Source organism: Sphingomonas sp., from assembly GCF_032114135.1.
Lineage (GTDB): Bacteria > Pseudomonadota > Alphaproteobacteria > Sphingomonadales > Sphingomonadaceae > Sphingomonas.
Genome location: NZ_DAMCTA010000001.1, coordinates 152,472 through 166,179 on the forward strand (window position 1 = coordinate 152,472; position 13,708 = coordinate 166,179).

Below are 13,708 nucleotides of genomic sequence, written 5' to 3' on the forward strand. Positions count from 1 at the left end.
TTCGCTCGCGTTGGGCACGAGCACGCTCGCTTGTGGGTTCATGGTACCGGTCCTGGCGCAGGCACAATGCGCGCCCGAACCGAGCATTGCCAATGGCACGACCAACTGCACCGGCACCGATTCGGACGGCATTCGCATCAGCACGAGCAACACGACGCTCGACATCGCCAGCGGTGCGATGGTCACCAACACCGGGGCACCGGCCGTCACGGTCGAGATACCCGGCAGCAGCTACTCGATCTTCGCCGGCATCGCGGTGCACGGCAGCGCCTCGAGCGATACGCAAAGCGGCATCCTGCTGCTCAGCGGCGCTGCTTCGACCTATAGCGGCGCGACGACGCGCCTGTCGCTTTCGGTCGATCCCGGTGCCTCGGTATCGGGCGCGACCGCGTTCGCCATGGGCCAGACTCCCGGCAACACGACCGCCTTGCTGGTCGCCGACATCGACAATGCCGGCACGCTGACCGGAACCTCCGGCGTAGCGCTGCGGGGCGACATCGTCTCGGCCCCCTATGGCTATGTCACCAGCTATTCGGGCTTTGCGCGGATCACCAATCGTGCAAGCGGGGTGATTTCGGGCAGCATCGTCGGTCCCGTCGGCTCGGTGGACAATGCCGGGCTGATCGACGGCGGTTCGAACAGCGCGTTCACGCCCGGCGCGGCGGGCACCAGCTACCCCTATCTCATCTCCTCCGGTGCCTGGACCAACAGCGGCACCATCCAGTCGAACGGCGCGGCGGCGACGATCGTCTCGACGACGATCGGCAGCCTGAAGAACAGCGGCACGATCGCCAACCGCGGCTCGGGGGCGGCGATCAACGCCTCCTATCTCGATATGCAGAATGATGCCGGCGGCCAGATTAGCAGCGGCGGCGCCACGGCGATCGTCAGCAGCAACTATCTGCGGCTGGTCAACGTCGGCACCATCACCGGCAACGTCGTGACCGGCAACAGCGGCAGCGTCGTCGATTCTACCGCCGGGACGATCAACGGGTCGGTGTTGTTCGGGAGCGGTGACGACACGCTGGTCGTCCGCTATGATGCCGCCAGCGCTTCGGTGAGGACCGGGATCAACGGCAGCATCAACGCCGGCGGCGGCACCAACACCGAGCAGGTCAAGTTCGCCGGAGACGTGACGCTGAGCGCCGGCTTCGCACCGCTTGCGGGCTTCCAGCGGTTGTTGCTGGACCCGGTCGCAGGCGCGACGGTGACGCTGGGCGCGAACTATGTCAGCACTGCATCGCTGGTGCTGAGCGGCAACGGCACGGTCGTGAACCAGGGCCGGATATCGACCAACGGCCCGGCGATCAGCGACATCAACTATTCCTTCAATCGCGCGACCTTCCGCAACGATGGCGCGATCACCGCCGCGATCTCCACCTTCGGGTACGGCATCACCTTGTCGAACCAGCGCTTCGTCAACAACGGCACGGTGGCGGTGACCGGCGGCAACGGCGTGTCGATGTCGTACAATGACCTTGTCAACACCGGCACGATCACCGCGACGGGGGGCGTCGGCGTTGCGATGTTCAACGCGGTGCTGACCAACAGCGGCACGATCATTGGCGGCACGATCGGTGCCACGCTCAGCGGCAATGTCGGCGGCACCGCGTCGAACAGCGGGACGATCCGCGGGACGACCGCGGGCGTGAGTACCGGCATCTATTTCACCAACACCGGCACGATCAGCGCGTCGGGCGTGGGCGTGCAGGTGCAGCCCTATGGCTATCTGATCAATGGCGCCGGCGGCGTGGTCAACGGCGGCACCGGCGGCGCGGTGACGGTGAACTCGTTCAACGCGGGTGTGGCAAATGCCGGCACGATCAATGGCGATGTCAGCGTCAACGGCTTCGGCACGAATAACAACCTGACCTATTTCGCGCTCGGCGGCGGCACCCTCAACGGCAATCTCCGGCTGACCGGCGCGACGCTGGTCACCGATATCGTCAACAGCGGCCCCGGCGCTTTCGCGGGCATCACCGGGACGGTGACGGCCGATAGCGGCTCCAGCCTGCGCTATGCGGTCAACGCCGATGCCAGCACGACGCTTGCGCCTGGCTATGTCGGGCCGTTCGGCGACGTGGGCTACCAACTGGCGAACGGCGCCAAGCTGACCGTCACCGCCCCGACGACACAGCCTCTCGGCAACACGCTGAAACTCGCCGGCACCGGTAGTGTCGACCTGAACGCGAACATCGCGGTCAACAGCGCATCGGCAATCCAGGTGAGCAACGCGCTGACCTATCCCGGCACGACGGGAAGCGGCACCACGGGCGCACTCTCGATCACCAGCCGCGGGACGATCGCGGTGTCGCGCGCGACCGGCACGAGCAGCTACACCGCGGCGGTGGGCGCCAGCCTGACGTCCGGCGACAGCTTCACCAATCTCGGCACGATCACGGTGACCGATCGCAACGCCAACGCCAACACCGTCGCGATCAGCGGCGGCGCGCAGGTTACCAACGCGGGCACCATTCTGCTCGATGGCGGCTCCGGCATTGCGGCCGGCTATGGCAAGGCGCAGATCGTCAATAGCGGGTCCATCCGCCAGATCGCGGGGGGCGCCAACGCGACGGGCGTCACCGGCGCCTTCGACCTGACCAACAGCGGCACGATCCAAGTGGGCGGCACCGCGGTGGTAGCCTATAACCGGGGCCAGATCCGCAACACCGGCACGATCGCAAGCAGCGGCGGCGCCGCCATCACCGGCAGCGACAGCGCCGCCACCGCCGCGATCACCAACCTCGCCGGAGGCACGATAAGCGGGACGGGCGGTACCGCCGTCCGCTTGTATTCGGGAACCTTCGTCAACGCCGGCACGGTTAGCGGGTCGGTGGATATGGGCTATGGCTTCCCCTATTACTCGGGAGCGGCCACGCGATCCTATTCGAGCAGCGCGTTCGTCGCCGCGGGGGGCACGGTCACCGGCGACCTGCGCTTCGGGGATGCCGATGATCTGTTCCTGCAGACGGGCGACGCCACCGGCGTATCCGGCACGATCGACGGTGGCGCGGGCACGAACGTCTATGGCCGGAGCTTTACCAGCAACAAGACGGTGGCGCTCGGCACGGCAGGCCTCGTCAATTTCCAGGATCTTCTGGTCCAGGCGAGCGGTACGGACACGATCGTCACCACCACCGGCACGGCGAGCGGCACCCTCTACGTGCTGGGCAATGGCAGCGTCGTGAACCAGGCGAACCTCACCGGAGCGCTGACCACCGACATTTCCAACAGCTTTGGCTATTATTCCGGTGTGAACGACCTGTTCCCCGCGGGGCAGCGCCTGGCATCGCTCTCCAATGCCGGCACGATCGATGGCGGTGTATCCGCGACGGTCGGCAGCTTCACCAACAGCGGCACGATCGCGGTGTCACGCGACTACGCCCCTTCGGTGTCGCTCTACAGCGACATGGCGCTGTCGTTCGCCAATAGCGGCACGATCGCCGAGCCGGGCACCGCATCCTCGTATCAGCCCTCCGTCTCGCTCATGGCAGGGAGCAGCCTGACGCTGACCAACAGCGGCACGGTGCGCGGTGGCATCAATGCCACGGCGGCGCGCTGGTCGCAGCCGACGACGGTGACGGTAAGCGCCAGCAACACCGGCACGATCAGCAGCAGCACCTGGGTTCCTGCGCTGACGGTGAGCCTCGGTTCGGTTGCGTCGGGCACGGCCCGGATCGACAATGGTGGCACGATCGCCGCGCAGTCGTCCGATCCCACCACCGCCAGCGCCATCGGGGTCGCGCTGTACGGAGACACCATGACGTCCTCCAATGGGGTCGTTGACACGGTTGCGACCTACGCCATCGCCAATAGCGGTGCCATCACGGCAAGCGCCGCCGCCGGGAGATCCTCGCGCGCGAGCAGCGCGATCGCGCTGGTCGTAGACGGCGGCGGCCTGTCCGGCACCATTGCCAACGCCGCCGCCGGCAAGATCACCGCGGAAGCGGATCGCGCCATCGCGATCACGGCGGGCGGCGGGGCGCTGAACCTCACCAATGCCGGCACGATCAGTGCCAAGGGCAAGTTGATGGCCTATGCGGTATGGGGTGACAGCGGCGACGACCGCGTGACCAACACCGGCACGATCACGGGCGACATCGTCCTTGGCGGTGGGGCAGACACCGTGCGCAACGCCGGTACGATCGCGGGCGCGGTCTCGCTCGGCGACGGCAACGACAGCTTCGTGCAGAGTGGCGGTGGCGGCGTGAGCGGCGTGATCGACGGTGGCGCGGGCACCAACAGCTTCACCCTGTCCGGCGGCACCGAAGCGGCGCCCGCGCTGTTCGGCGATATCCGCAACTTCCAGCGCCTGTCCCAGACCAGCGGCTTCGCCCGGATCGGCGGCACGGCGGTGTTCGGTGCGATCGACATGACGGGCGGCCGAATGATCGGCCAGACAGGCTCGGTCATCACGGCACCGCAGATCACCGTGGGGCAGGGGGCGACCTTCGGCTCGGCCGGCATCGTCAACGGCAACATCGCCGTGGCCGGCATGCTGAGCCCTGGGGCGTCCCCCGGAACGATGACGGTCAACGGCAATGTCGCGCTGGGCAGCACCTCCACCGCGCTGTTCGAAATATCGGGCTCTGCTTCCGATCGGCTGACGGTGAACGGTGCGCTTGCGATCGCGCCGGGCGCCACGCTCCAGCTCGTCCGCCTCGGCACGGTGCGGCAGGGCAGCTTCACCCCGCTGTTGACCGCGACGGGCGGCATCACCGGCAGCTTCACCACGGTGCAGCAGCCGAGCGATCCGCTGGGCATCGTGGTGATGCGCGGCGGGGAGATCGACCTGATCGGGGCGTTCCGCAATCCCGGCAACGTCTCGCCGCAGACGGGCGCCAGCATTGCCTATCTCAACGCGACGCTGGCGGTGCAGCCCGCGGACAGCGCCCTGTTCAACGGCCTCGCCGCGCTGGTGACCGCCGACGACGTGGCGAACATCCAGGCCTTCGCCCGGCTGACCCCGCAGGCCTACGCGGCGGCGGTGCAGACGCAGGTTGACGACGCGCTGGCGTTGGTCAGCGCCACCCGCGGCCCCGGCTTTGCCGCGAGCGGCGAGACGCCCCACGCTTTCACCTTCGGTGCGATGCTGGGCCAGTGGCACCGGTTGCGGGACGATGCCGGCCAAGGCAGCGTCGCCGCGCGGTCGCGCACCTATGGGCTGCTCGGCGGCATCGGTATCGGCGACGCGGCGTGGAGCGTGGGTGCGTTTGGCGGCTACCTCAACGATCACCAGTATCTGGACGCGCTTGGTGCCCATACGCGTGCCAACGGCGCAGTGGGCGGCATACAGGCACGGGCACGCACCGTCGGGGGCATCGGCCTTGCCGGCTCGGTGTCGTACATCACCACCGTCGCCACGACGACCCGCACGTTGCCGGTCGGCACCGCCAGTGGCCGCTACGATCTGCACAGCTGGGTGTTCGACGGATCGCTGGTACGCGAGTTCGCGGTGACGAACGACTGGGCGGTGCGGCCGCAACTCGGCATCAGCTATGTGCGCACGGTGCGCGACGCGCTGGCGGAGCGCGGTGGCAGCCCGTTTGCGCTCACCGTCCGCCGCGACCGCAACGTGGCCGGCTTCGCCGACGGCGCGCTGGCCTTCGGACGCGCGGACGGCTCGGCGGCGGCATTCTGCCCCACCGTGTCGTTCGGAGTGCGCTACCAGATCGAGGGGCTGCGCTCGGATGCGCTGGGAGGCTATGCGGGCGGTGCGTTGGCGCTGCAGGGCTATAGTGCGGCGCGGTCTCGCGTGGTCGGTACGGCGGCGGGCAGCATGAGCTATCGCCTGCCGCACCGTATCGAGCTGTTCGCGACGGCCTCGTGGCAGACCGGGACCGACGATCATCAGGAGGCTGCGTCCGGCGGCGTTCGCCTGCGGTTCTGACGTCGGGAGCGCGTGGCGGGTTTCGTCCGGAACCGCCACGCGCTCTCCGCACGGTGGTCGATCAAGGCGATCCGCCGTTCTCGCAAAACCCGTTCCGACGGTGCGCGGTGCCGCGAGCGGCGTCGACGGCCGCGGCGGCGCTCTGCCGTTGCGCATCCTCTGGTTTCGGGCGAGGGAGGGCGATCACGGAGAAGGAGGCACTATGGTTCGAGCGGGGTCGAAAAAGACCTATTCCGCGCCGGCGATCGAGAAGGCATTCGAAATCATCGAATTGCTGTCCCGCCGGCCCGAGGGGGCGCTGGTTAGCGAGATGGCCGCCGATCTCGGCCGCTCCGTGGGCGAATTGTTCCGGATCGTCGTGGTGATGGAGCAGCTGGGCTATCTGCGCCGCTCCGAGGTGACGGAGCGATACGCCGTGGCCTACAAGCTGCTCGATGTCGCATTGCGCTCCACGCCGTCGCAGGATCTGGTCCGCGCATCGTTGCCGGAGATGCAGATCCTCGCGCGGGAGACGGTGCAATCCTGCCATCTCGTCGTCGCCAGCGAGGGGCACGGCCTGGTCGTCGCGCGCGAGGAATCGCAGGCAACGCGCGGGTTTGCCTTGAAGGTCGGCGCGCACATCAACCTCGTGCAAAGCTGCTCGGGGCAGGTATTGCTCGCCTTCTCCAACCTCAACCTCACCGAGCGGATGGTGCGCGCGGCGGAGGAGGAGAACGGCGCCGCGGTCGATCGCAGCTGGCTGGCCGATCGGCTCGCGACGGTGCGGCGCCTGGGCTATGACAGCCGCAAGAGCCCGATCACCTTCGGCGTGACCGACATCAGCTACCCAATCTTCGGCTTCGATCGCATCGTCGTCGCGGCGCTGACCATTCCCTTCCTGGCGCTGATCGACGGATCGCAGAAGATGGACCTCGACGCGGCGCGTGAGAAACTGCGTGCCGCAACCGCACGCATTTCGGACCGGCTGGGGTACGAGCCCGAATAACCATCCGCTAACGCGAAGGTCCGCCGATGCGGACCCGGTCGCATCCGCGAAAACCGTCGACCCGCCCGGTCAATCCAGCAGCGCCGCCCCATAAGCGGGCATCGCCAGCGCGCCGGCGACTTCCGTCTTGCCGATCACGTCATGCTTGCGTCCGGCGATGGGGACGCGGATCGGCTGGGCGGTGGTGTTGACGTAGAGCGTGCGCCCCTCGACCACCCGCGCCACCACGCCCTCCGGCGTTTCTGGCCCGCGCGCAATGCCCAGCGTCGGGTAGAGCGAGCGCACCAGTGGCGCGAGCAGCGCCTCCTGCGCCGCGGTCGCGAGATAAAGCGCGCGGCCCTTGCCATAGCGGTTGATGGTGATCGCGGGGCTCTTCATCGGGGTGTTATCGAAGCTGGCCAACGTGGTGGCGCTGCTCGGCTCCAGCACCTCGTAATAGGGATCGGAGCCGGTCAGCGTCCGGCCCTGGAAGCTGACCTTGAGCGGCGTGTCCGAACGGTAGAATTCGTTGGTGCGCAGGCCGAACACGTCGGTCAGCCCACCCGGCAGCGGCGTGCCGAACCATTTGCCGGTGGCGTCCACCTTGGCGGAATAGCCGGTCATGATCACCGTGCCGCCGGCGGCGACATAGCGGCGCACCGCATCGCGCATCGTCGCGTCGATCAGATAGGCGGCGGGCAGCACGACCAGCTTGTAGGCGTCGAGCCGGTCGTGGCCGACATCGATCAACGCCGCGTCGATATTGTCGCGGAAGAATGGCGCGAACGCGGCCTTAGCCTGTTCGGTATAGTCGACCTTGAAATATTCCTTCATCGTGTTCGGGCCCGGGGGCGGGCTGGTCAGCCACATCGTGTCGAACGAATAGGCGATCGCGACCTGCGGCGCCTGGTAGCGCGGGAAGCCGAGCTTGCGCAGCGTCTGGAACTCGCGCGCGATGGTGGCGAACTCGCCGACCTTCCATGACGGGCGATCGTCATGATCGAGCAGCCCGAATAGCGACTGCTCCTCGCCGCCCAGATGCGAGTTGAAGGTCCAGGCGAGGAAGGTCTGCGAATAATAGAGCAGGCCGAAATAGGCCCACATCCGCGATCGGCCCGGCGTGCCGTAATAGCCGCCGCCGCCCGCGGTGAACTCGTTGAACCATACCGGCGTATCATGCCCCGCGCGATTGCTCATCACGTCGAAGCCCGCACCCAGCGGATCGCCGGGATAGAATCCCTGCGCGCCATAGGTGGAGACCTGGTCCCAGGCGCGGAGATAGTCGAAGCCCTTGGTCCAGGCGCTCGGCCAGAAATTCGAGGCGGCGGGCAGGTTCGGCGCATTGGCCTTGCGCGAGGCCTCGAGATCCTTGAGCGCGGCGATCGTGTCGTCGGACCAGTAGCGGTGCAGGTCGAGGTTGCGCTCGTTCGGCCCGGGCCCCTCGCCATAGGGCAGATCGACCTCGTCCCAGCTGTTGATCCGGCGCGACCAGCGCTGCGTCGCCCAGGCGGTGTTGAGCGCTTCGATCGTGCCGTATTTCTTCTGCAGCCAGCCGACGAAGCGCTTCCTGTCCGCTTCCGAATAGGACATGCGGCCGTTGCCGATCTCGTTGTCATAGCCGACCGCGATCACCGCCGGATGCCGGGCGTAGCGCTGCAGCAGCTTGTCGGCGAGGCGACGGGCGAGGCGGCGATAATCGGGATCGCTGATATTGTCCCAATAGCGTGAGGCCGCGTTGAGCCGGGTACCGGCCTGGCTGACCAGGTCGACGCCCGGATAGTGTTTGTGCAGCCAGATCGGCGCGGGTTGGCCGGGGATGTCGACGATCACCCGAATGCCGGCTTCGTGCATCTGGTCGAGGATCTTGTCGAACCATTCGAAGGTGAAGCGGCCTTCCTGCGGCTCGAAAGAATCCCAGGACAGGTCGCCCATGCGCACCATGGTGAAGCCCGCGGCTTTCATCACCGCGATGTCCTGGCGGATCTGCTCGGGGCTGCGATCGACCGGCTGGTAGCAGGTGCCGACGAACAGGTCGCCCTTGCCCGGCCATTCGGGATGGCCGACGGCGCTCTGCGCGAGCGCAGCTGCCGGCAGCGTTGTCACCGTCAGCGCAAGCGCAAAGCGTGCGGCGAGGCCGCACCTGGAGAGGCGATGGGGCATGATCCTCCGTTCGTCTGCGGATCGCCCGTCAGGCGAAGTGGATTTCGAAGGCGCTGGCGTGGCGGGTGGGCAGGCCCGCCGGCGGGGTGATCACCAGCGCCTGGTCGGTCTGGCGGAAGTCGATCGCAGCGCGATGGCCGAGCAGTCGCACCTGCCGTACCCGGCGCTTCTCGTGCGGGTTGCCGCGAGCGAGCGATCGGATCGCTACCGGCCCGTTGGGCTCGCCCAGCGTGATCGCGTACAGCGTCTCGCCTTTCGTGGTGAAGCGGATGTCCTGCGGCGTATAGGCGGCCTTTTCCTGGAAGGCGCCTTCCTTGGCCTCGGTCGGGCCCTCGCCAAAGACGCGCCAGGGCCGGCTGCCGTGGATCGCTGCGCCATTTGCCGCCATCCATGGCGTCAGCTCGGTCAGCAACTGCTCGGACGGCGGCGGCAGGCTGCCATCGGGCCGCAGCACGACGTTGAGCAGCATGTTGCCGTTCTTGGAGACGATATCGACGAGCATGGTGATCACTTCGTCGGTGGTTTTGTACCCGCCGACTTCGCCGGTGTAGAACCAGTCGCCGTTCGACGTATCGGTCTGCCAGGGCAGGGGATTGATGCCGCTTAGCACGCCGCGCTCGACGTCCTGCACGCCCCAGGCCTTGTTGAACTCGCCCGAGCCGAGCGACTTGTGGTTGTACACCGCCTCCAGCTTGCCGCTGCGCGCGATGCTGCTGTTGTAGAGATGCGCCACCATCGACCGCCCGATCTCGCCGAACGGCACGCCGCCATCCGTGTACAGCAGGTCGGGCTGGTAATTGTCGATCAGGTCGCGGATGCGGGCGAACCAGTGGCGCTGATAGGCAGGGTTGCTGGTGTACCAGGTAGCGCCGTCGCCCAAATAGGGCTCGTCGTGATTGCCGTGATAAAGATCCGCGAAGCGCGGGTCGGCGCCATCGTACCGCGTGCCCATCTTCGGCCAGAACTGGTCGTAGAGCTGGTTCGGGTACCACCAATTGTGGCTCGCACCCAGATGCTCGGAGACGCCGAAGCGCAGCCCCCGCCGCTTCGCCGCCGTGCGAAGCGCGCCGACGATGTCGCGCTTGGGGCCCATCTTCACCGCATTCCAGCGGTGATGGCGCGAGTTCCACAGATCGAAATTGTCATGGTGGACACCCATCGAGACGATGTATCGCGCGCCCGCAGCCGCATACCGCCCCACCAGCCCCTCCGGATCGAACTTGTCGGCCGTCCAGAGCGGGATGATGTCCTTGTAGCCCTTCTCCGAAGGGTGTCCGTAGGTTTTCAGATGGTGTTCGTAATGGGGGTGGCCGGGTACGTACATGAAGCGGGCATACCAGTCGCCCTGCGCGGGAACCGCCTGCGGGCCCCAATGCGCCCAGATGCCGAACTTGGCGTCGCGGAACCAGTCAGGCGTCTTGTAGGCGGAGAGCGAGGCACCGGTCGGCTTGAAGGGACCGGGCGCTGCCACGGGCGCGATATCGGCGCCTGGCAGCGTTTGCCCGGACTGCGCCCGCGCGCGTCCTGCGCTCTTCAGAGCCAGCGCGCTTGCGAATGAACCGGCCAAGATCTCGCGCTTGCTGAAGTTTGTCATTCGCTCCCTCGATCTGTTTTTTGCGCGCTCCCGCAACGGCGCCCCGTCACTGCTGGCATATTTGCAATCATGTTTTCATATGGCAAGCGCAAATCTTGCCCCTATGGCGTTTCTCCGCACCTTGCCCCAGGAACGCCAACGCGGTGTCTAAGCGGATGGCGGATCGAGGTTCCGGCCGCCCAGACTGCGCCGAGCGGTGGGACTCGATACGGAAATATCTCTTTTTGCTTGATTGCAGTGAGGCCGGTGACCGCAAAGGCGCGCGGCGCAAAGCAATAGTGCGACCAGCGATGCTGACATCGCAGGCGGCAGACGCCGCGGTCCCCACCGCCGAGCGAAAATGGCGCGCCCGGCTGGATTCGAACCAGCGGCCCCAAGCTTAGAAGGCTCGTGCTCTATCCAACTGAGCTACGGGCGCGCACGCAGGTGCCTTTAAGCGCAGATTGCGTGGGGGGCAAACGCCTCGCATAGTGCGGTGCGATGAACATGCCGTCCCGTCCCAGCCACGTCACTGCCCGCAGCCTCTCCGGCGGGCATTTTCGCTATTTCGACTTCGTGATGGCCGCTTTCGTCGCAATCATCCTGCTGTCGAACGTGATCGGCGCGGGCAAGGTGGCGCAGATCTGGCTGCCGGGCGTCGGCTATTGGCCGTTCGGGGCGGGCATCCTGTTCTTCCCTATCTCCTACATCATCGGCGATGTGCTGACCGAAGTCTATGGCTATGCCCGTGCGCGGCGGGTGATCTGGGCAGGTACGGCGGCGGTGCTGTTCATGGCGTTCATGGCCTGGGTCGTCGTGGCGCTGCCCCCGGCACCGGATTGGAGGAATCAGGCGGCCTACGAAGTGATCTTCGGCCAGGTGCCGCGAATCGTGCTCGCCTCTGTTTGCGCCTTCTGGGCGGGCGAGTTCGTCAATTCCTATGTCCTCGCGCGGATGAAGCTGTGGACCGGTGGGCGGATGCTGTGGACGCGCACGGTCGGCTCGACGGTGGCCGGCCAGGCGGTCGACAGCCTGATCTTCTATCCGCTCGCCTTCTGGGGTGCCGAGGGCTGGACCAACGCGCTGGTGGTGAAGGTGCTGTTCACCCAATGGGTGCTCAAGGTCGGCTGGGAGGTGCTGCTGACGCCGCTGACCTATCTGGTGGTCGGCTTCCTCAAGCGGGCCGAGGGTTTCGACGTGTTCGACGAAGGGACCGATTTCACGCCCTTCGCCACCCGCGTCTGAGCCAGGCCAGGCGCGAGCGGACACCGGCCTGAAACCAATTCTTTCTGGCGTTCGGGGAAAATCCCCGCATGCTGGTGGGAAATCGGTTGCCAAGGATTCCCGTGCTCGCGTTCAATCCGCTTTATTCCATCGCCGGGGTGCTCGTCGGGCTGCTGGTCGGCATGACCGGGGTCGGCGGCGGCTCGCTGATGACGCCGCTGCTCGTTCTGGTGTTCGGCTTTCATCCGTCGACCGCGGTAGGGACGGATCTGCTCTACGCTTCCGCCACCAAGACGGTGGGGGCGGGGGTACACGGCTTGCACGGGACCATCGACTGGAAGGTGGTGCGGAGGCTGGCCTATGGCAGCGTTCCCGCGACGATCCTGACGCTGCTCCTCCTCTCGAGCGCGCAGGAGCACGCCAAGAACAGCGGCGGGGTGATCACGATCACGCTCGGCATCGCCCTGGTCGTGACGGCGATCGCGACGTTCTTCCGCAGCCGACTGGTGCTGTTTATGGCCCCCCGCTTCGAGCGGCTGGGCGAGGCGCGAATCGGCACTGTCACCGTGGCGCTCGGCGCGGTGCTGGGGCTGCTGGTGTCGCTGACCTCGGTGGGGGCGGGCGCGCTGGGGATGACGGCGCTGCTGATGCTCTACCCGCACCAGGCGGTGAACAAGCTGGTCGGGTCGGACATCGCCCATGCCGTGCCGCTGACCCTGCTTGCAGGACTCGGTCACTGGATGCTGGGGTCGGTCAACGGATCGCTGCTCGTGTCGCTGCTCGCCGGGTCGATTCCGGGGATCATTATCGGCAGCCTGCTGGCGACGCGCACCTCGGACAAGGTGCTGGTGCCGATCCTCGCTGCAACGCTCGCGGTGGTCGGGCTGAAGATGCTCTTCTGACAGCAAAAAGGCCGCGGTCCGGGGACTGCGGCCTTGTATGCGGATGCGCTGGCGGTCAGGCGACCGCGGCGAGCAGCCCTTCGAACAGCCGGCGGCCGTCGTCGCCGCCATGCGCAGCTTCGATCTTGCGCTCAGGGTGCGGCATCATGCCGAGCACGTTGCCCGCGGCGTTCATCACGCCCGCGATGTTGCGCGCCGAGCCGTTGATGTTCTCGCCGTAGCGGAACGCGACGCGGCCTTCGCCTTCGAGGCGGTCGAGCGTCTCGGCATCGGCGAAGTAGTTGCCGTCATGGTGCGCGACGGGGATCGAGAGCTGCTCGCCCGCCTGATAGGCGCTGGTGAAGATCGACTGGCTGTTTTCCACCACCAGCGGCACGTCGCGGCAGACGAAGTCGAGCCCGGCATTGCGCATCAGCGCGCCCGGCAGCAGCCCGGTCTCGGTGAGGATCTGGAAGCCGTTGCAGATGCCGATCACCGGCGTGCCGCGATGGGCCGCCTCGATCACCGCCTGCACCACCGGCGAGCGCGCCGCGATGGCGCCGCAGCGCAGATAATCGCCATAGGAGAAGCCGCCGGGCAGGGCGATCAGGCCCAGGCCCTCGGGCAGTTCGCTGTCGCCGTGCCACACCATGTGCGGCTTGGTGCCGGTCACGCTCTCCAGCGCGACCGCGATATCGCGATCGCAGTTGGAGCCGGGGAAGACGATGACCGCGGTCTTCACAGCTTTTCGACCCGGTAGTTCTCGATCACCGTGTTGGCGAGCAGCTTGCGGCACATCTCGTCGATCGCGGCGTCGCTCGTCGAATCGGCGACCTCCAGTTCGAAGATCTTGCCGGCGCGGACATCCTCGACGCCCTCGAAACCGAGGCCGCCAAGCGCGTTCTGAATGGCCTTGCCCTGCGGATCGAGCACGCCGTTCTTCAAGGTGACGATGATGCGGAGTTTCATGGGCGGCGCTATGGCGCGAGAGGGGCGAAGTCGCAACGGTAAAACGC

Annotated in this window: 8 protein-coding genes and 1 tRNA gene; 4 read left to right on the top strand and 5 right to left on the bottom strand. The window is 66.9% G+C overall.

Features of this window, described 5'->3' with window-relative positions:
• Positions 1–40 precede the first annotated feature (40 nt).
• Both RT655_RS00780 and RT655_RS00785 read left to right on the top strand, forming a co-directional pair.
• Positions 41–5,890 (top strand): autotransporter outer membrane beta-barrel domain-containing protein, encoded by a 5,850-nt coding sequence (locus RT655_RS00780; RefSeq protein ID WP_313534435.1) that lies wholly within the window; start codon positions 41–43, stop codon positions 5,888–5,890.
• Between the two features lie 202 nt (positions 5,891–6,092).
• A complete protein-coding gene (locus RT655_RS00785; RefSeq protein ID WP_313534438.1) occupies positions 6,093–6,875 on the top strand; it encodes an IclR family transcriptional regulator in 783 nt (260 codons plus the stop codon).
• Between the two features lie 69 nt (positions 6,876–6,944).
• On the opposite strand, the gene RT655_RS00790 is transcribed toward RT655_RS00785, so the two are convergent.
• From RT655_RS00790 to RT655_RS00800, 3 genes are all read right to left on the bottom strand, one after another.
• On the bottom strand, positions 6,945–9,014 hold the full coding sequence (locus RT655_RS00790) for a beta-galactosidase (protein WP_313534439.1): 2,070 nt from the start codon (positions 9,012–9,014) through the stop codon (positions 6,945–6,947).
• A gap of 28 nt (positions 9,015–9,042) precedes the next feature.
• Entirely contained in the window at positions 9,043–10,485 is a 1,443-nt protein-coding gene (locus tag RT655_RS00795; RefSeq protein WP_313534440.1) for an alpha-L-fucosidase, read from the bottom strand.
• A 464-nt stretch (positions 10,486–10,949) separates the two neighbouring features.
• Positions 10,950–11,026, bottom strand: a tRNA-Arg gene (locus RT655_RS00800).
• A 62-nt stretch (positions 11,027–11,088) separates the two neighbouring features.
• On the opposite strand from RT655_RS00800, the gene RT655_RS00805 reads away from it, so the two are divergent.
• Entirely contained in the window at positions 11,089–11,832 is a 744-nt protein-coding gene (locus RT655_RS00805; protein WP_313534442.1) for a queuosine precursor transporter, read from the top strand.
• 68 nt (positions 11,833–11,900) lie between these two features.
• Positions 11,901–12,713: a sulfite exporter TauE/SafE family protein gene (locus RT655_RS00810; RefSeq protein WP_409530223.1), complete on the top strand. Its 813-nt coding sequence runs from the start codon at positions 11,901–11,903 to the stop codon at positions 12,711–12,713.
• 55 nt (positions 12,714–12,768) lie between these two features.
• Here RT655_RS00810 and purQ read toward each other — a convergent pair whose 3' ends face one another.
• On the bottom strand, positions 12,769–13,434 hold the full coding sequence (gene purQ / locus RT655_RS00815; protein ID WP_313534447.1) for a phosphoribosylformylglycinamidine synthase subunit PurQ: 666 nt from the start codon (positions 13,432–13,434) through the stop codon (positions 12,769–12,771).
• Positions 13,431–13,661, bottom strand: a complete 231-nt coding sequence (gene purS / locus RT655_RS00820) for a phosphoribosylformylglycinamidine synthase subunit PurS (RefSeq protein ID WP_084582723.1) — start codon at positions 13,659–13,661, stop codon at positions 13,431–13,433. The genes purQ and purS overlap by 4 nt, the downstream gene beginning before the upstream one ends.
• Positions 13,662–13,708 lie beyond the last annotated feature (47 nt).

Excerpts from the sequence above, each read along its gene's own strand:
- RT655_RS00780 (WP_313534435.1), top strand. The coding sequence starts at position 41 with ATGGTACCGGTCCTGGCGCAGGCACAATGCGCGCCCGAACCGAGCATT.
- RT655_RS00785 (WP_313534438.1), top strand. The coding sequence starts at position 6,093 with ATGGTTCGAGCGGGGTCGAAAAAGACCTATTCCGCGCCGGCGATCGAG.
- RT655_RS00790 (WP_313534439.1), bottom strand. The coding sequence starts at position 9,014 with ATGCCCCATCGCCTCTCCAGGTGCGGCCTCGCCGCACGCTTTGCGCTT.
- RT655_RS00805 (WP_313534442.1), top strand. The coding sequence starts at position 11,089 with ATGAACATGCCGTCCCGTCCCAGCCACGTCACTGCCCGCAGCCTCTCC.
- RT655_RS00810 (WP_409530223.1), top strand. The coding sequence starts at position 11,901 with ATGCTGGTGGGAAATCGGTTGCCAAGGATTCCCGTGCTCGCGTTCAAT.
- purS (WP_084582723.1), bottom strand. The coding sequence starts at position 13,661 with ATGAAACTCCGCATCATCGTCACCTTGAAGAACGGCGTGCTCGATCCG.